Raw genomic sequence first — 18,891 nt, 5'->3', positions numbered from 1 at the left:
TAACGATGACGCAGGCAGCCTGATGCCCCGCGGTGCCTGGGCCACCATCGCGAGCATGCTCGCTCCTACAGACCAGCGCATTCCGCTGTAGGAGCGAGCATGCTCGCGATGGTCGTCAACGATGACGCTGGCAGCCTGAGGCCCCACGGTGCCCGGGCCACCATCGTCGGAACGCCGCCCGGAGCATGCTCGCTCCTACAGGGGGCCGGTCGATCAGAAGCTGTACTTGGCCGTCAGCATCAGGTTACGGGGAGCGCCGTAGCTGTCGCCGCCGTACTGGGTAGAGGTGCTGATCGACTGGTAGTAGTCACGATCGAAGATGTTGTTGGCGTTGAGTTGCAGGTCCAGATTGCGGTTGACCTCGTAGCCGGCCATCAGATCCGTGGTTGCGTAGCTACCTTGCTTGAGTCGGTATTCGCTCCCATCGTCCAACGCGATGTCGTTGTACATGCGGCTCTGCCAGTAGACGCTGCCACCGACGCGCAGTTTTTCCAGCGGGCCCTGGAAACGGTAGCTGGTGGTCAACTTGAACAGGTGCTCCGGAGTGTCAGTGTCGAAGCGCTGGTTGACGTTCTGCGGGTTGGCATCGTCCTTGAGCGTGTGCACGCGGGCGTAGGTGTAGCCGCCGCCGAGCTGCCAGTTCTCGGTCAGCGCGCCTTGCAGTTCGAAGTCGATGCCCTGGCTGCGAATCTCACCGGAAGGCTGATAGCAGTCGTTCTGAGGGCAGTTCGGCACGAACACTTGTACGGCGCGGTTTTCCTGGTCGACGCGAAACACCGCCAAGCTGGCGTTCAGCGCACCGTTGAAGTACTCGCCCTTGACGCCGACCTCGTAGTTTTTGCCGACGATAGGCTTGAGCGGGGTGGCTGAGGTGTCCTTTTCGCTTTGCGGTGTGAAGATATCGCTGTAGCTGGCGTATGCCGAATGGTGCTCATCCAGGTCGTAGATCAGACCGGCGTAGCGAGTGACGTTGCGAGTGACCTTGTAATCACCCTCCGCATCGCGGTTGTCGTAGTCGTACCAGTCCAGGCGTCCGCCGAGAATAAGCTTCAAGGGATCGGCAAGGCTCAGGCGGGTTGTCGCGTAGATGCTGTCCTGGGTCGTGACTTCGCGCACGCTATCGGTGCGCGTGAAGTTCGGTTTGCCGGCGGTGATTGGCCAATCCATGGCGTAAGGGGCGTAGTTCTGGGTGGTCATGTCGTAGATGCGCTTGCCCGCACCGACGACCAATTCATGGGTGCGCCCGAATGCCTGGAAGGGGCCACTGAGGAAGCTGTCCAACCCGGTCTGATTCTCATCATAGGAAGCCTGCCAGACCGTGCGCTCCAGCGCGGGACCGTTCCAGCGCGACTGATATGAGCCACTGAACAAGCCATTCTGCTCGGCATAGTTGGCGTTGACCTGCAGCTTCCAGTCGTTGGCCAGGTTGTGGCGGAGCTCGGCGAACACCGTGTTGATGTCCTGGTCCTTGTTCTCCCAGGACGTGCCAGGATTGTAGGAACGAGGCAGGTTCAGGTGATGGCCGTCGAGCCCAAGCATGGACGAGCCCCAAAAGTAGTTGGTCTTGTCCTTCTGGTGCGAGAAACCGAGAGTCAGGGTGGTGTCTTCGCTCAGGTCGGCTTCGGTGATTGCATAGAACAGGCCGTGGTTTTCGTCTACATCATCGATGAAGCTGTTGGAATCACGCCACGACGTCACGACACGCCCCCGCAAGGTGCCGCTGTCGTTGAGCGGGCTGGAAGCGTCGATTTCGCCACGGTAGTCGTCCCAACTGCCGGCGGCGCCGGTCAGGGTGACCTTCTGCTCGGCGAGCGGACGTTTGCGCACCAGGTTGATAGCCGCCGACGGGTTGCCAGCGCCAGTCACGAGACCGGTCGCACCACGGACGATCTCGACCCGATCGAACATCGCCAGGTTCGGCTGCACGCCCACCGACCAGCCTTGATAACCGCTGGGGATGCCGTCATACATCAGGTTGTCGATGTCAAAACCGCGCGCCGAGTATTTCTGCCGGCCAGGGCCATCGGACGTGGAGAGGAACAGTCCGGGGGTGTTCTTGACCACGTCGTTGATGCTGGTCATCCCCTGGTCGTCCATGCGCTGGCGGGTGATCACGGTTACGGCCTGGGGCGTTTCGCGCATGGTCAGTGGCAGCTTGGTGGCGGTGGACATGGCGCCGGTGGTGTAGGAAGTGGTGCCTTCGGTGGTGCTGCCCAATTGAGTGCTGGTGATTTCGGTCGCACCCAGCTCGAGAGTGGCCGGATTCGAATTCTCCAGCGCTGCGCTGTTGTCATCGGCCATCGCCGGGGTCAGAGTTGCCATGCAAACGGCCATGGCCAGCAGATCACGTGATGATTTGAAATGGCGCAGTGAGGTGGAGCGCGACATGGTGGGTTTCCTGAGCAGGTTTTAGATAATCTAAGTGATTATGAGAATCGTTAACATTAATTCTGTCAGGATTTTCATGGGCACAAAAGCTTGGGAGGCGAAAAAACCTATGGCACCCATGCATTTGTCCTATTCAAAACGGGCAAAATACTTCACCCGTCCAAGCAGGATTACCCATGCTCAAGTCCCTGATACTCAATGGAAAGCCTTGGCCGACGGAGCATGAACAAGTTGCCGTGCCTTGGTGGAGCTTCACTAAAACAGTGCTGTCTGCTGCGGCGTTGTGTCTCGTGCGTGACGGGGTTGTCGGGCTTGACGAGCCAGTCGCGGAGGGGCCGTTCACGCTCCGTCAGTTGCTAAAGCACCAGGCAGGGTTGGCAGACTATTCGGAACTCAAGGCGTACCACTGCGCCGTTGCCGAAAACCAGGCACCCTGGCCAGTCCATGAAATGCTGCAACGCCTCGACGCCAGTCGGTTGCGTTACGAGCCAGGGACGGCATGGCGCTATTCCAACGTCGGCTACATGTGGGTGGCCAGGTTGATCGAGCGGCTGACCGGGCAACCACTTGAAGAGGCGTTGATCCAGCAAGTCTTTTCGCCCCTCGGTTTAACCCGGGTTCGACTCGTGCAAACACCAGAGGACCTGAGCGATGTGCATCCGCCAACGATGGCGACCTATCACCCCCGCTGGGTCTATCACGGCTTGTTGGTGGGCCCGCTTGACGAAGCCGCTCGACTGCTCGATGGCTTGCTGGCCGGTCGGTTGTTGCCCCCCTCATTGCTAGAGGCAATGCTGGACGCAATCGTGCTCGGCGGTCCCATACCCGGAAGGCCGTGGGCCACGCCCGGCTATGGCCTGGGCTTGATGATCGGTGAAACGAACAGCGGGCACAGGCTGGTTGGCCATACGGGCGGTGGGCCGGGCAGCGTCATCGCGGTATATCAGTGTGTCCATGGCGATCAGGTCGCCACCTGCGCGGTGTTCAGTGAAGGGCATGACGAGGGGGCGGTGGAATCCGCTGCCCTGATGCAGCTGACTTCGCATTCCTGATAGGAATGCTATTTATAAAATCAATGAATTTCTCTTATTGCGAAACGTGACGTAGGTTGGTTCAAGGTCATGGAGAATCGCCTTGAATACAACCCCCGACACCTCAGCTGAAAAGTTCGATCATTCACGAGCCAGTGAATACGCACGGCAAAGTCGTATTGCCCTGGCCGGTTATGATGCCTGCCAGGACCTGGTGGCCTGCATGCTGGCGGCCAGCATTGGCTGCCTGCGACCGGCAAAAATTCTGGTGGTCGGCGCAGGAGGCACGGCTTCCGAGATCATTGCCATGGCCAAGCTCGAGCCGCACTGGCACTTCACAGCCGTTGACCCTTCGCCGCCGATGCTGGAAACCGCCAGGCAGCATCTGGAGTCCAATGGCCTGCTGGACAGGACGACCCTGCACCAGGGCTATGTGGAGGACCTGAAAACGGACAGCTCGTTTGACGCAGCCACACTGGTCGGAGTGCTGCATCACCTCGACGGGGACGAGCCTAAACGCAGGATCCTGCAAACCATCCATTCTCATTTGAAGCCCGGAGCGCCGTTGGTGGTTGCGGGCAATCAGTACGCCTACGCCAGTCAGCCCTTGCTGCTCGCCGCCTGGGGACAGCGCTGGCGGCAGCATGGCGCTTCGGCGGATGAAGTGAAGGCCAAGCTCGGGAAGATCCTGCAAGGCGCCGACCCTCCACACTCCGAGGCCGCCGTACAAAAACTGCTGTACGACGCCGGCTTCGGCGATGCGACGCGGTTCTTCAGCAGCTTGTTCTGGGGGGCGTGGTTGACGCAAAAGCAGGTCTGACACAACCAAAAAAGGCGCCGTCCGTGAGGACGCCGCCTTTTTTGGTGATGAACCCGCCGTGTCAGATCTGGGCCTGACCACCGTCGACGAACAGCTCGATGCCGTTGACGAAGCTCGCGTCGCTGGAAGCGAGAAAGAGCGCCGCGTTGGCGATCTCTTCAGGTTCACCGACACGCCCCATCGGAATCTGTGAGGCCAGGTAGTCCAGCAGGCCTTGCTGCTGCGCCGCGTCGGGCCCTGCCAAGTCAACCAGGCCAGGCGTGCGGGTGGCGCCAGGGCTGATGGTGTTGATGCGCACGTTGCGGTCCTTGAGGTCGAGGATCCAGTTGCGGGCGAAGGAACGCACCGCCGCCTTGGACGCCGAGTACACGCTGAAGGCCGGGGTGCCGGAGCTGCCCGCCGTGGAGCCGGTGAGAATCACCGAGGCGTGGTTGGCCAGCAGGGGCAGCGCCTTCTGCACGGTGAACAGCACACCCTTGACGTTGCGGTCGAAGGTGTCATCGAAGTGCTGCTCGGTGATCTCGCCCATCGGTAGCATCGAACCTCCGCCGGCATTGGCGAACAACACGTCGAGGTGGCCGTGTTCGGCGCGGATTTTTTCGTACAGCGCGTCGAGTTGGTCGAGCTGGGTCGAGTCCACTTGCACGCCGGTGGCGTTGCCGACCAGCGCGACGGCTGCATCCAGCTCCGCCTGGCGACGGCCGGTGATGTAGACATGCGCGCCTTCCTCGGCGAAGCGTTTGGCGGTGGCCAGGCCGATGCCGCTGGTGCCGCCGGTGACGAGTGCGATTTTGCCGTTGAGTTTGCCGTTCATTTCGCTGTTCTCCAGTGGGGTAGTTCGTTGTGATGGGAGAAGCGTATCGACGATCGGATGGTTTCAAAATAGAATTGTCAGAAACCCATCGTTGCAGAAATGAAATGAGCAAATTACCGGACTTTGAAGGCTTGGCGATGTTCGCCAAGGTGGCGGAGGAGGGCTCGTTTGCCGCCGCGGCGCGCCTCATGGGCGTCTCGGTGCCCACGGTGTCGCGGGCCGTGGCGCGGCTGGAAGAGCGATTGGGCGGGCGTCTGTTCAACCGAACCTCGCGTCAATTGTCGCTGACCGAGTTCGGTTTGAGCATGGCGGCCAAGGCTGGCGACATCTATCGCCAGGCCGAAGAAGTGGAGAGCGAAGCCCAGGATCTGTCCGTGCAACCCCGCGGCCAGGTGCGCCTGGCGGTGCCGATGTCGTTCGGCCTGCGCTGGGTTGCGCCGCTGATGCCCAAGTTGATGCGCCTGTACCCGGAGCTTGCCATCGACCTGCATTTGTCCGACGCCTCGGTGGACCTGATCGCAGACGGCTTTGACGCGGCGCTGCGGATCGCGGCCCTGCCGGACTCATCGCTGGTGGCCCGGCGTATCTGCGCGGTTACCCAGTTGCTGGTGGCGTCCCCGGGCTATCTCAAGGAACACGGCCGGCCGCAGCACCCGCGCGAACTGGCCCATCGCCAATGCCTGAGCTACGCCTACCGTGCACGCACCCAGGTGTGGCGATTCACCCACCACAGCGGCGCCGAGGAGGACGTGGCACCCAACGGGCCACTTCGGGTAACCAACTCGGATGCGATGATCCCTGTGCTGCTTGAAGGGCTGGCCATTTCTGAACTGCCGGAGTTCATGGCCAGTGAGTACCTGGCGGACGGGCGCCTGGAACAGGTCCTTCCCGAGTGGAGCATGACGCGCGGTGGCCTGTACTTCGTCACGCCGTCGGCGCGTACCCGCCCGGTGAAGATCAGGGTGCTGTCGGATTTTTTTGCCGAGCATCTGGCCGATCCGGTATGGCGCTGGCCGAGTTAACCCCGGCTGCCGGGGGTCGAGGGGAGGTCGATGCGCGTTCATCTCACCCGATGGAATGTTTGCCCGACACGCAGGTCAACCGAGCAACATACCTGCGAGTCCCGCACATGCCCATTGCTGACGACACCATCGCGTATCTGCGCAATCACTCTCTCCTGCTGACCACGGCAGAATCCTGTACTGCCGGCGCGATCGTGATGTTGCTGTCGGAAGTCGAGGGCAGCGGTGAGGTGATCGAGTGCGGCTACGTGGTTTATTCGCCTCAGGCCAAGCAGCGCCTGTTGCACGTCAACCCGCACACCATCGAGACCTTCAACCTGACCAGCGTTGAGGTCGCCAGCGAGATGGCAGCGGGCGCGCTTCGCGACAGCACGGCCAATGCGGCAGTCGCTACCACAGGCATTCTCGGCCCCGACGATATGGACGGCATCCCGGCCGGCACCGTGTGTTTTGCATGGGCATTTCAACTGGCGGGCGAGCAATGCCTGTTCAACCGCAGGCATCGTTTCTTTGGCACGCGCTGCGAGGTGCTCGAGCAGGCCACGGAATATGCGTTGCAGTGGCTACCGCATTTCCATGGCCGAGCGCTCAAGGGTGAGCGAGGGTAGTGACTGATGAACGACGAAACTCGACACCCGGACCTGGAAAGCCGCAAATACCCTGTGCGTGAGGACATGGCGTATCAGATCAAGGTCTGGCGCTTCGAACGCTTTGGTTGGTACATGCTGGTTTTGCTGATGATCCTGGGGCTGGCGGGGCTGTTCTCGCGTGGTTTGCTCAGCTCGCGTGACGTGCTCAGCGACGACGGCCGGGTCCGCGTCGAGTATGAGATGTTCCACCGCAATGGCTCCACCAACGCGATGAAGATCAGCTTGAGCGGCGAACCGGAGTCGACGTTGGAGTTGGAGGTGGCCGGTGAATTGCTCGATGGTTTCAGCATCGAAACGCTGCAACCCGAGCCAGTACGCTCCCGTAGCTCCGCGCAGGGCATGCGCCTATGGATTCAGGCCGATACCAAAGGCCAGGCCAGCGTATTCATGACCTTGCGCGGCGATGGGCTGGGGCTGTTTCGCAGCACCATCATTCTGCCAGGCACCAACGGCGTGAAACTCACCCAGTTCATTTTCCCTTAGGTGACCTATGGATTCGGTATTGCGTGCCGCGGGCATGTATCTGGCCCTTATGGTGCTGTTCAAGATCGCCGGAAGACGCTCGTTGGCAGAGCTGACCACTTTCGATTTCGTCTTGTTGATGATCATCGGTGAGGCGACCCAGCAGGCGCTGTTGGGCGACGACTTTTCGTTGACCAATTCGATGCTGGTGATTGTCACGCTGATTGCCGTGGATGTCGGTCTTTCCCTGCTCAAGCAGCGTTCGCGCTGGATGTCTCGGCTGATTGACGGGGAGCCGACCATCATCGTCGAGAACGGCAAGCTGCTGCGTGAACGCTTGCGTCATGCCCGCCTGGTGGAGGCCGACGTCATGGAGGCTGCCCGTTCCAGCCAGGGCATCGAGACCCTGGAGGAGATCAAGTTCGCGATCATCGAGCGCAATGGCAAGATCTCGATCATTGCTCGCGACAGTTGACCGGCAATTGCTTTGAACACCTGCGCGTCGGTGGCACCTAATCCTTTACAGTCTCTGGAGGATAGAAAAATGACCGAAGCAACCAGCTACTTCTCGATCGCCCTTGCGGTGATCATTCTGCTCGTCGATCTGTGGGCCATCGTCAGCGTGTTTCGCAGCGACAAGACCGTGGGTGTCAAGGCCGCATGGGCCATCGGCCTGATCGTCTTCCCCGTACTGGGCCTGATCGTATGGGGCGTCGCCGGACCTCGCGGTATCAAGGAAGGGCCCACCTCACCGGAACACAGCAAAGGCTAAGCCTGAGGACGTCCGTTTGCCGAGAATACTCACGTCAGAGGTGAGCGAAACCGAACTCTCTGCACGCGATGCACAAATGTTCGGTTCACCCAAACAGCGTCTGGATTTTTATCGTCGGGAGATCCAGTACGAGACCAGCATTTTGTCCAACCGGACCAATGCCTACCTGACGGCGCAATCCTTCCTGGTGATCGCTTTTGCCTCCTGCATGGCCAACGTCAACCCCGAATGGGGGAAGTTGTTCACGCTGGTGGTGCCGCCGTTTCTGGCGCTGCTCGGCGTGCTCAGCTCGCTCAATGCCTGGCCGGGTATTCGTGCGTCCTATGACATCATCGATCACTGGTACTACAAGCAGAGCGAGCTCTTGCGCGCTGAGCCCGTGATGGGGCTGGCATACGATGACTCACCCTTGTTCAGCGAGCGCGAATCCAGCCACAAGGGTTATCGCAAGGCGTTGCTGTTTTCCGTCCGAACCCCGTGGCTGTTCGCCGGGTTCTGGGTGCTGCTCACGGCTTGGTCGTTGTTCATTCAGGTCACCAATCCGGGCGCGTAGGCGTCAGGCGCCTTTGCCGAATCCAGGCTCGGCGCGAACGGGGCCGGCGCTGAGCCTCACCGGCACGGATTTCGCCGCCGGCACCTTGCTGCGCTCGGCATGGTGCCAGAGCGGCACCAGTGGATTGCATTCAGGGTAGTAAGCGCCCGCGCACCCCTCGGGAATGTCATAGGCGATGATCTCCAGAGGTCCGACCTGGCGAATGACACCCGACTCGACTGCCGTGGTGACCCACACCCGGTCACCGGTTTCGAACCCCAGCCGCACGATGTCGTTGTGATGCATGAAGATCACTTCGCGGGTATCGCTGACGCCGCGAAAGCGATCCTCGTAGCCGTAGATAGTGGTATTGAACTGGTCGTTGCTGCGCAGCGTCATCAACTGCAACACGTCTCGCGGGCTGTCGGAGGGCGTGACGTCATCGTCTTCGTCCAGCGTTCCGGGGGTGATGAACTGCGCCTTGCCACTTTCGGTCAGCCATTCGCGTTGCGCGGCGGCGATGGGCCGGTGGAAACCACCTGGCTCCTGCATCCGTGATTCCATGTCGTGGAAGATGGTTGGATAGATCAGCGCGATGGCTTTTCTGACGGATGCGTAGTCTTCACTCCAGCCTTGCCAGTCGACGGCATTCGAGGCGTCGAGGGTCGCCATCGCCAGGCCGGCGACGATGCTCGCCTCGGCACGCACGTTCGGCCCGACGGGCTGCGCACTGCCATGCCAACCGTGGATGCAGCCCGTGCTGTCTTCGGTGGTGTAGGTCTGCTCGACGCCGTTCTGCCGGTCGATTTCTATTCTGCCCAGGCAGGGCAGCAGCCACAGGTTCTTCACCGGCAACAGATGGGTGCGGTTCAGCTTGGTGGCGACCTGTACGTTCAAATCCAGCGTTTGCCAGGCCGGCTCCATGCGGGTGGTGTCGGGGACGGCCCGAAGAAAGTTACCACCCAACCCGATGAAGCCGCGAACGCTGCCGGCAATTATTCCTTCACAGGCATCCACGGTGCACAGCCCCATCTGCTCGGGCACCTTGAAGCCCAAGTGCTGTTGGATCAGCTGAACCGGCACTTTTTTCGGATCTTCAGTGATGCCCACCGTGCGCTGGCCCTGCACATTCGAATGTCCGCGAACCGGACACACCCCTGCGCCGGGTTTGCCGATGTTGCCGCGCATCAGCAGCAGGTTGACCAGCATCTGTACGTTTTCCACGCCGTGTCGGTGCTGCGTCAGGCCCATGCCGTAAATCATCATCACTCGTTGGCTGTGGGCGTAGGTGGTGGCAGCGGCCTCCATGGCACCCCGGCTCAGGCCGGATTTGCGTTCAAGCTGCTGCCAGTGATGCCCGCGTACGGAGGTCGCGAATGCCTCGAAACCGTGGGTGTGCGTGGCGATGAACTCATCATCGACTACAGCAGGTTGGCCATTGCTGCGTGCATGGTCGTCCATTTCCAGCAGTGCCTTGGCGATGCCGATCATTGCAGCGGTGTCGCCGCCAATTGCCACCTGGTGATATTGGGTGCTGATCAGTGTCGATTCAGGCGTGAGCATTTCGGTGGGCGACTGCGGGTTGACGAATCGCTCGAGCCCGCGCTCCCGCAGGGGATTGAAGGTGATGATCGGCACGTTGCGTTTACGCACGTCCTGGAGCTGGTGGAGCATTCTCGGGGCGTTGCTGCCCACGTTCTGGCCGAAGAAAAACAGGCAGTCAGTGTGGTTGAAATCATCCAGGGTCACTGTGCCGACAGGCACGCCGATGCTTTCTTGCAAACCGACCGAGGTGCTTTCGTGGCACATGTTTGAACTGTCGGGCAGGTTGTTGGTGCCATAGGCCCTGGCAAACAACTGGTACATGAACGAGGTTTCCAACGAGGCACGGCCAGAGGCGTAGAACACCACGCTGTCAGGCACCATCGTTTTGAGTTGCGCGCCGATCTCGCGATAGGCCTCGTCCCAAGTGGTTTCCCGGTAATGATCGCTGGCCGGGTCGTAGCGCATCGGATGGGTGAGGCGGCCCTGTTGTTCGAGATCGTAATCGGGCCATTGCCGCAGCTCGGTCAAGGTGTGCCGGGCGAAGAACGCGGGGTCCGCCTTGTTCGAGGTCAGTTCCCACGCCGTGGCTTTAGCGCCGTTCTCGCAGAATTCCAGCACCCGAGGATGGCCCGGCTTGGCCCAGGCGCAGCTGACGCAGGCGAAGCCGTCAGGCTTGTTCTGTTTGGCCAATGCAGTCGCAGCCTTGGCGAAGACCTGCTCGCGCCAGAGGATTCTCATCACTGCGTTCGCCGATCCCCAGCCACCGCTTGCATGGGTGTAGGGCTTGAAGTGGGCCTTGGGGTGAATGAGCATCACGAACTCCAGAAACCGGGGCAGGGCATACGGTTATGACGAATGCGGCCCCTGAAAGGTTCGAAAGGATCCGTGCAGGCAAAAAAAGGACGAGATACCCCGTGCGTGATATCCCGTCCTGTAAAGGGAACGGATCTAGGTGTTCAGGACTAGCGAGCCGTCGCTTTCCGGCAGGGGAATCTGGTCGCCGCCTGGCGTGAGGATGACCTTGCGGCATTCCTCGTCCTTCTTGTCGAAGATCCTGTAGCCTTCGGCAGCCTGCTCCAGGGCCATGCGGTGGCTGATGATGACCTCAGGGGCGAGTCGTCCGGTTTCAATGTGTTCGAGCAACTCTGGGAGATAGCGCTGAACATGGGTCTGGCCCATCTTGAATGTCAGGCCTTTGTCGAATGCATCGCCAAACAGGAAGCCGTGGATGAACCCTGCATACACACCGGGCACACTGACAACGCCACCTCGCCGGACGGCAGCGATGCATTGGCGCAGTGCCTTGCCGCTGCTGCCTTCGAGCTTGAGTGTGGCGAGTACGGTCTCGGTGGTACTGCCCTTGGCCTCGAAGCCCACCGCATCCACCACACCATCGACACCACGCATGCCTTTGGTCTGCTGGATGATGGTGTCCGCCGGGTCGTCATCCTCATCGAAATTGATGGGGATCACGCCGTAGGTTTTTTGCGCATAGGCAAGGCGGTAAGGGTGGTGGTCGACCATGAAAATCTGCTCGACCCCGAGCATCCTGGCGCAGGCCGCGCTCAACAGCCCGACCGGGCCGGCGCCATAGATCGCGAGGCTTAAGCCCTTGCCGACTGCCGCATTGGTCACCGCCTGAAACGCGGTAGGCAAGATGTCGGAGAGAAACAGCACCTTCTCGTCCGAGAGCGTGCCAGGCACTTTGAAAGGCCCGGTATTGGCCTTGGGAACCCTTACATATTCCGCTTGCCCGCCTGGAATGCCGCCATACAGATGGCTGAAACCGAACAGGGCAGCCCCTGGCGGAATGGACTTCTTGTTGAGGATCGCGCCGCGCCCGGTGTTGGTGGTTTCACAGGCGGCGAACAGATCCATCTGGCAAAAGAAGCAACTGCCGCAAGCGATCACGAAAGGAATCACCACCCGGTCGCCGGGTTGCACGGCGGTCACGCCCGAGCCCGCCTCCTCGACGATGCCCATGAATTCGTGGCCGAAGATATCGCCGTGCTCCGTTTTCGGAATCTTGCCTCGATACAGATGCAGATCGGAACCACAGATCGCTGTGGCGGTGACCCTAAGGATGATGTCGTCGTCGTTCTCGATGACGGGATCGGGAACGTTATCGACCTTGACGCTGTGGGCGCCGTGGTAGGTGAGTGCTCGCATGGCCTGTCTCTCTCATTGATGGGGTGGTAAGTGGGAGAGGCGGGTTGGCGCGGTGAAGTTCAGAGGGATGTTGAAGAGATGTGACTGGTGGTCATGAACGCGCCATCGTCCGAAGGTTATCGCGAGCAGGCTCGCTCCCACACGTGAAACAGTTTTGTCTTGACCTGTGGAGGCGAGCCTGCTCGCGATAGAGGTAAACGATAACGCGCAGGGTCAGGCAGCGATATCAGGGCGCGCCAGCGACTTTTTGTACTGTGCTTTCATTTCTTCCATCTGCGCACCCAGCTCATTGAGCTTGGCCTTGCCCAGCAGCTTGTTGGCCTGAGGGAACATCTCTTTCTCTTCTTCCTCGATGTGATGCTCCAGCAGTTCTTTGACCACTTTTACCCGGCCGGCAAATTCCGGTGTGCTCGGATCGGTGGCTTTAAGGTCGGGCAGCACCAGGGCGTCGACGGTGCGATGTTCTTCCTTGGCTTCGTAATACATTTCTGCTTCGTCCTTGCCGCCTGCTTCCTTGAACGCGGGGTACAGGATTTCTTCTTCCAGTTGAGTATGGATTGTGATTTCCATCTCCAGCTTGGCCAGCAAGTCCGTGCGTTTTTTGATGCCGCGATCAGTCGATTCACTCAACTGAGTGAGGATGGTTTTTACACGCTCGTGGTCTGCTTTCAAAAGTTCGATGGCGTTCATGTCAGGCTCCTTCATTCATCACGGTCAAAGGCGCGTCGATCAGTACGTCAACGCTGCACAGCCTTGAAAATTGCATCAGGCGTGCCAGATCTCTCGACGTAAAAATATGGTTATAAGTCAATTAGTTATCTGGATAAGTCGCATGATCCTGTCGGGCGTTCTGCATGATTGACCGCTCATCAACTTGCAGATTGCAGAAGGAAAACAGACGCACGTGTTAACGGCTCCAGAGAGCCGTTTGAATCATCGGCCCGGGTTGAGGGTCCACCGACCACGACCTTGGAACCGGACGTCTTCATGCCATACCTCCCCCTCAGCAAAGGCTGCCGTGGTGCTCCATCAGGAATGCAACATGGAAGTTGTTGATTCGGCCTTGATGGCCGCTCGCGCGCAGTTTGCGATCACCATCAGTTTTCATATCGTCCTGGCATCGCTGACGATAGGACTCGCCAACTTCCTCATGGTGCTCGAAGCGCTCTGGCTGTGGCGGCGTCAACGCGTTTATATGGACCTCTACCGTTACTGGCTGAAAATATTTGCCCTCAATGTCGCGGTGGGCACAGCCTCCGGGCTGATTCTGGAGTACCAGTTCGGGCTCAACTGGTCGCGCCTGTCGACCCAGGCCGGGGATATCCTGGGACCGTTGATGTTCTACGAAGTGCTGGTGGCTTTCTTCCTGGAGGCCGGGTTCCTCGGAATCATGGTATTCGGCTTGAAAAAGGTCGGTCCGCGCCTGCATTTTTTCGCGACTTGCGCGGTTGCCGTAGGGTCGCTGATCAGCGCCTTCTGGATACTGTCGGCCAACTCCTGGATGCAGACCCCGGCCGGTTACGCCATCGCTGCCGATGGCCGCTTCATTGCGCAGGACTGGTGGGCAATCATTTTCAACCCGTCATTCCCTTATCGGTTCGTGCACATGACCCTGGCCACGCTGCTGGGGACTGCCACCTTGCTGGCCGGTGTCAGCGCCTGGCAACTCTTGCGTGCCCCTGCCAATCCACGGGCCAGGCTGACTTACTCCATGGCGTTGTGGGTGATTGCGTTGCTCATACCGGTGCAAATTTTGGTGGGGGATCTGCACGGCAAGCACAGTCTGGAATTCCAACCCCAGAAGATAGCGGCCATCGAAGGTTCCTGGACGCGTCCGCCAGAGGGCGCTGGCGAACCTTTGCGCCTGTTCGCCATTCCCGATATGACAGAGCGACGCAATCATTGGGAGGTGGCCATTCCGCGCATCGCCTCCCTGTACTTGCGCCATGACTTGAGCAGCACCATACCGGCGCTCGATGAGTTCCCTGTGCAGGACATCCCGCCTGTGCCAGCGGTGTTCTTCGCCTTTCGCGCCATGGTCGGGCTGGGCCTGCTGATGCTGGCGCAGGGCGTGATCAGTCTGGTGTTGCGCCGGCGGCAGCGGTTGTACACGGCGCGCTGGATGCTGCATGGCAGTGTGTGGATGGCGCCAGCGGGCATGCTGGCGATGCTCAGTGGCTGGGTGGTCACGGAAATGGGGCGGCAACCCTTCACCGTGTATGGATTGCTGCGCACGGCCGACAGTCTGTCCTCGGTGTCGCGCGATCAGGTGCTCAGTGCCACGTGGACCCTCCTTGTGTTCTACCTGCTCACCTTCGGCATCGGCCTGTGGGTGTTGCTGCGCTTGTTGCGCCGTCCGCCAGGCGAGCACGAAGACGGGCCACAACCTGCCCTGGCGAAGGAGACGGGTCAGTCATGAGGGTACAGGCGCATGTTCGACACTGACTGGCTGACGCTGCTGTGCGCTGCGGCGCTGGGGTTTTCCGTACTCAATTATGTGTTGCTGGACGGCACGGACCTGGGTGTAGGCGCAATGATGGGCATGACCCGTTGCGCCAAACAGCGTCGGGCCATGGCGGTGAGTATCTTGCCCATCTGGGATGCAAACGAAACCTGGCTGGTCCTGGGCGGCGGCGGGTTGCTCGCGTTGTTCCCACGGGCCTATGCCATCCTCCTGCCCGCGCTTTACCTGCCGTTCATCCTGATGTTCCTGGCGTTGATTCTGCGCGCCATGGCGCTGGAGTTCCGAGACCATGCGCCCAATGAGCGAATCAAACGCGTGGTGGACGGCTTATTGATGTTGGGGTCGGTCGTTGCGGGAGGATGCCAGGGCATTGTGTTGGGCACTTTGGTACAGGGTGTCCCCCATGAGGGAGGGCAGTACAGCGGCACCGGATGGGAGTGGTCGAACGCGTTCCCGCTCTTCTGCGGCGCCGTGCTGGTGGTCGGCTACACGTGGCTCGGTGTTTGCTGGCTGTATTGGCGCACCGAAGGCGAACTTCAGCAGCGAGCGCGCCGGCTTTCGAGTGGCCTGGCGTTCCTGACAGTGGGGTTGCTCACGGTGCTGGTGATCTGGACGACGACTCTGCACGTGCAATATGCCCGTCGCCTGGAAAATCCGCTGGTCTGGCTGCCAGCCACGGCGATGGTCATTACGCTGCTGGCAGCTTTCCTGATGGCGTTTCGATCCAGACGTGATTTTTTGCCCTTGTTCGCGGCGCTGGGCGTGTTCATTCTCGCCTTCGCATTGATGCTCATCGCCCTGGTGCCGCTGATCATCCCACCGCAGATGACCTTGCAGGCCGCCACTTCCGGCCCCGCCACCCAGATGTTCATGCTGATCGGTTTCGCGGTGTTGATACCCGTGACGCTGGCCTATAACACCTTCGGTTTCCGGGTGTTCAGCGGCAAGATTCATCCGATTGAAGATTGAGGGAGCCGGTATTGAGATATCGCCCCCGAATCGTCCTGGGACGCCGTCCCGTCAGCCGGGGCCGGATCACCGTGCAATCGTATCTCACCCAACATCCATACGAACTTCGCCAATCGCCGGACTGTCCAGACCTATACGTGCACCGGCAAGCATCACAGCCGCAGGCTCAATGTATCAGTGAGAGGCGAAAGCGACATGACAACGACTGTAGGAGATTTTCTGGTTGAAAGGCTCAGCCAGTGGGGCGTGACACGCATCTTTGGTTACCCGGGAGATGGCATCAATGGTGTCTTCGGCGCGCTGGCCAGGGCACAGGGCAAGATCGAGTTCGTCCAGGCGCGCCACGAAGAGATGGCCGCCTTCATGGCCTCGGCGCACGCCAAGTTCACCGGTGAGTTGGGCGTGTGCATCGCCACTTCCGGCCCCGGCGCCTCGCACCTGATTACCGGCCTCTATGATGCCCGGATGGACCACATGCCAGTCCTGGCAATCGTCGGCCAGCAGGCCCGTGCCGCGCTGGGTGGGCACTATCAGCAGGAACTGGATTTGCTGTCGATGTTCAAGGACGTGGCCGGCGCCTTTGTGCAGCAGGCATCGGCACCGGCCCAGGTTCGCCACCTGATCGACAGGGCCGTGCGCACGGCCATCGGCGAGCGTCGAGTGACGGCGATCATCCTGCCCAATGACTTGCAGGACCTTGAATACGAGCCGCCGGGCAGAGAGCACGGTACGGTGCATTCCGGGGTGGGCTACACCAAGCCGAAGGTTGTGCCTTATGAAGCGGATCTGCAACGCGCCGCCGACGTTCTGAACGCGGGTGAAAAGGTCGCAATCCTGGTGGGGGCGGGCGCGTTGCAGGCGACCGACCAAGTGATTGCCGTGGCGGAAAAACTCGGTGCCGGTGTCGCCAAGGCGTTGCTTGGTAAAGCGGCGCTGCCGGACGAGTTGCCGTGGGTCACCGGCAGCATCGGGCTGCTCGGCACCGAGCCCAGCTACAAGCTGATGACTGAATGCGACACCTTGCTGATGATCGGCTCGGGGTTCCCGTACTCCGAGTTCCTGCCCAAGGAAGGGCAGGCACGCGGGGTGCAGATTGATTTGCAGCCCGACATGCTCAGCCTGCGTTATCCCATGGAGATGAACCTGGTTGGGGATGCCGGCGAAACGCTCTCGGCGTTGTTGCCATTGCTGGAGCACAAGACCTCGCGCCGGTGGCGCAAAAAGGTCGAAGGCTGGCGCAGCAGCTGGGAGAAAACCCTGGAAAAGCGCGCCATGGTCAAGGCGGACCCGATCAACCCGCAGCGGGTGGTGTTCGAGCTGTCGCCGCGTCTGCCGGAGCTTTCGATCATCACCAGCGATTCCGGCTCCTGCGCCAACTGGTTCGCCCGTGACCTCAAGGTGCGGCGCGGCATGAAGTGTTCGTTGTCCGGTGGTCTGGCTTCGATGGGCGCCGCCGTGCCCTACGCGATTGCCGCCAAGTTCGCCTTCCCGCAACGCCCGGTGATTGCTCTGGTGGGGGATGGCGCGATGCAAATGAGCAACATGGCCGAATTGATCACCGTGGCCAAGTATTGGCAGCAATGGGACAACCCCAAGTGGATCTGCGCGGTGTTCAATAACGAGGATCTCAATCAGGTCACCTGGGAACAACGGGTGATGGAAGGGGACCCCAAGTTCGAAGCCTCGCAGTCCATTCCTGACGTGCCTTATCACCTGTTCGCCATTTCCATTGGCTTGAAGGGCATCTTTGTCGAGCGTGAAGAGGACGTGGCTGCTGCGTGGGATGAAGCGTTGGCCTCGGACGTGCCGGTGCTGATCGAATTCAAGACCGACCCGAATGTGCCGCCGCTACCGCCGCACATCAAGCTCGAGCAGGCGAAGAAATTTGCCACCACCTTGCTCAAGGGTGATCCGGACCAGGCCGGCATTGTGGTACAGACCGCCAAGCAGGTGTTGGGTGCGGTGCTGCCACGCAAGAAATAGGCGCAGCCAGGATTAGCCCCATGACCAAAGTCATCAGCGCGCAGGACCTGCAGATTGATCTTGCAGATGCCAACGAACAGGGGCTGTTCAAGTGGTTGATTGCCAGCTTCCTGATGGGCAAACGCATTCAGTCCGAGATCGCCGCCGAGGCTTATCGGGTGATTGTCGACCGGCATCATTGTGATAGCCCGCGAAAGCTCGCGGCCTGTTCGCATCGTGAATTGGTGAGGATGCTCGGCGAGGGCCGTTATGTGCGATACGACGAATCCACGGCGTCTCGGCTATTGAGTCTCGCGCACACACTCAACGAGGAATACGCAGGCAAGGTGCTGAACGTGCGAGAAGCGAGTGACGATATTCGCGAATTTGAGAAGCGCTTGTCTGCCTTCGAGGGAATCGGTCCGAAGACCATCGAGATTTTCATGAGAGAAGCGGGCAGGGTGCTGTTTTGAACAAACCGCGTATTTACGTAGGTTGCGCAGGGTGGAGCATAGGGCGCGATTTTGCCGATGGATTTTCCGGCGAAGGCACGCATTTGCAGCGCTACGCTGGCAGGCTCACAGGCGTTGAAATCAGCAGCTCTTTCTACCGCCCTCATCGCCGGGCGACCTATGAGCGCTGGGCGCAATCGGTGCCTGAGGACTTTCGTTTCAGCGTTAAAATGCCGAAAGTCATCACGCACCAATTACGGTTGGCAGGTTGCGAGACGGAACTCGAAACGTTCCTTGATCAATGCGCTGGGCTCGGAGACCGTCTGGGCTGCCTTTTGGTGCAGCTTCCTCCGTCGCTGGCCTATGACGAAGCCGTAGCACAGCGCTTTTTCATGGCGCTCAGAGAGCAATGTGTCACTCCCGTTGTGCTGGAACCACGGCATGAATCTTGGTGCAGCGCGCAGCCGTTGTTGATTAGCCACCAGGTCAGTCAAGCCGCCGTCGATCCTTCACGTATCAGCACCGATAGGACGCCCGCCGGCACGCCGAGGTACTGGCGGCTGCACGGCTCTCCGCGCATTTATCACAGCCCTTACGATTTACCTTATCTGGAGAGTCTTGCGGTCCAATTGACAACGCAGCAGGCCGAGAGCACGTGGTGCATTTTCGACAACACCGCCAGCGGCGCAGCCATGGCCAATGCACTGACCCTCTTATCACTGCTTGATACCCATCTGTAGGAGCGAGCATGTCGAGGCGTCGAACCGTCGCGAAGCGATAGGCCAAACGACATCCAGATTGCCTGATACACCGCTATCGCGGGCGAGCCCGCTCCCACA

The 18,891-nt window shown here is 60.2% G+C and carries 18 protein-coding genes; 13 read left to right on the top strand and 5 right to left on the bottom strand.

Features of this window, described 5'->3' with window-relative positions; all coding sequences use genetic code 11:
- Window positions 1-213: 213 nt before the first annotated feature.
- Entirely contained in the window at window positions 214-2,388 is a 2,175-nt protein-coding gene (locus AB4O36_RS13595; protein WP_460142005.1) for a TonB-dependent siderophore receptor, read from the bottom strand.
- 176 nt (window positions 2,389-2,564) lie between these two features.
- On the opposite strand from AB4O36_RS13595, the gene AB4O36_RS13590 reads away from it, so the two are divergent.
- The gene (locus AB4O36_RS13590) at window positions 2,565-3,440 is read left to right on the top strand and encodes a serine hydrolase domain-containing protein (protein ID WP_460142004.1); all 876 of its coding nucleotides are present in this window, start codon (window positions 2,565-2,567) and stop codon (window positions 3,438-3,440) included.
- A gap of 82 nt (window positions 3,441-3,522) precedes the next feature.
- Window positions 3,523-4,239 carry a class I SAM-dependent methyltransferase gene (locus AB4O36_RS13585; RefSeq protein ID WP_460142003.1) on the top strand — a complete coding sequence of 239 codons (717 nt, stop codon included), beginning with the start codon at window positions 3,523-3,525 and terminating at the stop codon, window positions 4,237-4,239.
- Between the two features lie 61 nt (window positions 4,240-4,300).
- On the opposite strand, the gene AB4O36_RS13580 is transcribed toward AB4O36_RS13585, so the two are convergent.
- Window positions 4,301-5,053: an SDR family NAD(P)-dependent oxidoreductase gene (locus AB4O36_RS13580; protein WP_460142002.1), complete on the bottom strand. Its 753-nt coding sequence runs from the start codon at window positions 5,051-5,053 to the stop codon at window positions 4,301-4,303.
- Window positions 5,054-5,157: 104 nt separating this feature from the next.
- Here AB4O36_RS13580 and AB4O36_RS13575 point away from each other — a divergent pair, with 104 nt between their 5' ends.
- The 6 genes from AB4O36_RS13575 (at window position 5,158) to AB4O36_RS13550 (ending at window position 8,512) form a co-directional block, all read left to right on the top strand.
- Window positions 5,158-6,075, top strand: coding sequence for a LysR family transcriptional regulator (locus AB4O36_RS13575; protein WP_460142001.1), 918 nt, complete (start codon window positions 5,158-5,160; stop codon window positions 6,073-6,075).
- 107 nt (window positions 6,076-6,182) lie between these two features.
- A complete protein-coding gene (locus AB4O36_RS13570) occupies window positions 6,183-6,683 on the top strand; it encodes a CinA family protein (RefSeq protein ID WP_460125980.1) in 501 nt (166 codons plus the stop codon).
- 6 nt (window positions 6,684-6,689) lie between these two features.
- Window positions 6,690-7,208, top strand: coding sequence for a hypothetical protein (locus AB4O36_RS13565; protein WP_460142000.1), 519 nt, complete (start codon window positions 6,690-6,692; stop codon window positions 7,206-7,208).
- A 7-nt stretch (window positions 7,209-7,215) separates the two neighbouring features.
- Complete coding sequence (locus AB4O36_RS13560) at window positions 7,216-7,662, top strand: DUF421 domain-containing protein (protein ID WP_460141999.1); 447 nt, start codon at window positions 7,216-7,218, stop codon at window positions 7,660-7,662.
- Between the two features lie 69 nt (window positions 7,663-7,731).
- Window positions 7,732-7,959 carry a PLD nuclease N-terminal domain-containing protein gene (locus tag AB4O36_RS13555; protein WP_460125974.1) on the top strand — a complete coding sequence of 76 codons (228 nt, stop codon included), beginning with the start codon at window positions 7,732-7,734 and terminating at the stop codon, window positions 7,957-7,959.
- Between the two features lie 16 nt (window positions 7,960-7,975).
- Complete coding sequence (locus AB4O36_RS13550; RefSeq protein ID WP_460125972.1) at window positions 7,976-8,512, top strand: hypothetical protein; 537 nt, start codon at window positions 7,976-7,978, stop codon at window positions 8,510-8,512.
- 3 nt (window positions 8,513-8,515) lie between these two features.
- Here the strand turns inward: AB4O36_RS13550 and AB4O36_RS13545 are convergent, their stop codons facing one another.
- The 3 genes from AB4O36_RS13545 to AB4O36_RS13535 form a co-directional block, all read right to left on the bottom strand.
- Window positions 8,516-10,849, bottom strand: coding sequence for an FdhF/YdeP family oxidoreductase (locus AB4O36_RS13545; RefSeq protein WP_460141998.1), 2,334 nt, complete (start codon window positions 10,847-10,849; stop codon window positions 8,516-8,518).
- Between the two features lie 135 nt (window positions 10,850-10,984).
- Window positions 10,985-12,205, bottom strand: a complete 1,221-nt coding sequence (locus AB4O36_RS13540; protein WP_460141997.1) for a zinc-dependent alcohol dehydrogenase — start codon at window positions 12,203-12,205, stop codon at window positions 10,985-10,987.
- Window positions 12,206-12,418: 213 nt separating this feature from the next.
- Complete coding sequence (locus AB4O36_RS13535) at window positions 12,419-12,895, bottom strand: hemerythrin domain-containing protein (protein WP_460125966.1); 477 nt, start codon at window positions 12,893-12,895, stop codon at window positions 12,419-12,421.
- A 352-nt stretch (window positions 12,896-13,247) separates the two neighbouring features.
- Between AB4O36_RS13535 and AB4O36_RS13530 the strand changes: the two genes are divergently transcribed.
- The 5 genes from AB4O36_RS13530 to AB4O36_RS13510 all read left to right on the top strand — a co-directional run bounded on the left by AB4O36_RS13530 (window position 13,248) and on the right by AB4O36_RS13510 (window position 18,792).
- A complete protein-coding gene (locus AB4O36_RS13530; RefSeq protein WP_460141996.1) occupies window positions 13,248-14,624 on the top strand; it encodes a cytochrome ubiquinol oxidase subunit I in 1,377 nt (458 codons plus the stop codon).
- 12 nt (window positions 14,625-14,636) lie between these two features.
- Window positions 14,637-15,638: a cytochrome d ubiquinol oxidase subunit II gene (gene cydB / locus AB4O36_RS13525; protein ID WP_460125962.1), complete on the top strand. Its 1,002-nt coding sequence runs from the start codon at window positions 14,637-14,639 to the stop codon at window positions 15,636-15,638.
- A 195-nt stretch (window positions 15,639-15,833) separates the two neighbouring features.
- A complete protein-coding gene (locus tag AB4O36_RS13520; RefSeq protein WP_460141995.1) occupies window positions 15,834-17,621 on the top strand; it encodes a thiamine pyrophosphate-requiring protein in 1,788 nt (595 codons plus the stop codon).
- Between the two features lie 20 nt (window positions 17,622-17,641).
- Window positions 17,642-18,073, top strand: a complete 432-nt coding sequence (locus tag AB4O36_RS13515; RefSeq protein ID WP_460141994.1) for an HhH-GDP family DNA glycosylase — start codon at window positions 17,642-17,644, stop codon at window positions 18,071-18,073.
- Window positions 18,070-18,792, top strand: a complete 723-nt coding sequence (locus tag AB4O36_RS13510; protein ID WP_460141993.1) for a DUF72 domain-containing protein — start codon at window positions 18,070-18,072, stop codon at window positions 18,790-18,792. The genes AB4O36_RS13515 and AB4O36_RS13510 overlap by 4 nt, the downstream gene beginning before the upstream one ends.
- Window positions 18,793-18,891: the final 99 nt, after the last annotated feature.

The sequence above is a fragment of the Pseudomonas sp. S2_E01 genome (assembly GCF_054668365.1).
Note: the sequence above shows the minus strand (reverse complement) of the source record. Positions and strands in the feature narration are given on the sequence as shown.